Source organism: Leptotrichia sp. OH3620_COT-345 (assembly GCF_003932895.1).
Taxonomy (GTDB): domain Bacteria; phylum Fusobacteriota; class Fusobacteriia; order Fusobacteriales; family Leptotrichiaceae; genus Pseudoleptotrichia.
The window spans coordinates 1-671 of the sequence record NZ_RQYW01000086.1 but is presented as its reverse complement, the minus strand read 5'-3'; the positions used below and the strand labels follow the sequence as shown (position 1 = coordinate 671).

1 protein-coding gene is annotated in these 671 nt (G+C 33.4%); it reads right to left on the bottom strand.

The genetic code is table 11. The features are described 5' to 3' along the window. Positions 1-76: 76 nt before the first annotated feature. Positions 77-634, bottom strand: coding sequence for a replication/maintenance protein RepL (locus EII29_RS11445; protein WP_125237614.1), 558 nt, complete (start codon positions 632-634; stop codon positions 77-79). Between the last annotated feature and the right edge of the window lie 37 nt (positions 635-671).

Below are 671 nucleotides of genomic sequence, written 5' to 3'. Positions count from 1 at the left end.
CAAAAGAACTGAGAATTCAGTACAAAACATGGGAAAAATCAGTACAAGCCTCTATGCTATTTGCCTTAAGCCCTTTTCAATTGTCTGTCCCTGTTTTTTCTCGAATTGGGACAGATTTATATTTAAGCTTTTGGATTTCCTTTTGTGCTGTAGCAATGACCTTTTCAAGATTAGCTATTTTCTCCTCATCACTTACTTTTGGCTTTTCAGCTGTATTGTATTGCTGTAATACATTTAGCCTTGATGTTCTGCTTCCTTTGAATAAAACATCTGGATTTACACAATACACTCCATTGCTTAAATTTCTAAGAAAATCAGCATTTAACAGGGCTTTCACAGTGATTGAAACTGTTTTTAAAGATATTCCAACTCTTTCAGCTATTTGTCTTTGCGTCCCTATGTATTGGTTTTCCTTGTTAAGGTTGTCAATGATGTGATATGCGACCTTTGTTTTTTGATTACCAAGCATATCAAGAGTTTGAAGAATGCTATTTAACCAAACTTTGGTAAAATTGAAATCTCTATCTTGCAAGCTTGTTACTTGAAAATCCTCCAATTCTCCAGTGTTTGCGTTGATGTATTGCTGTGTTCCAAGTACTTTAACTTTCTTACTTGTTATCTTTTCATTTTTCATAAAACAACCTCCAAAATCATCGTAGTAAAAATAATAC

What these genes read in the sequence shown, in the direction of transcription:
- EII29_RS11445 (WP_125237614.1), bottom strand. Translation starts at nt 634, where the DNA reads ATGAAAAATGAAAAGATAACAAGTAAGAAAGTTAAAGTACTTGGAACA.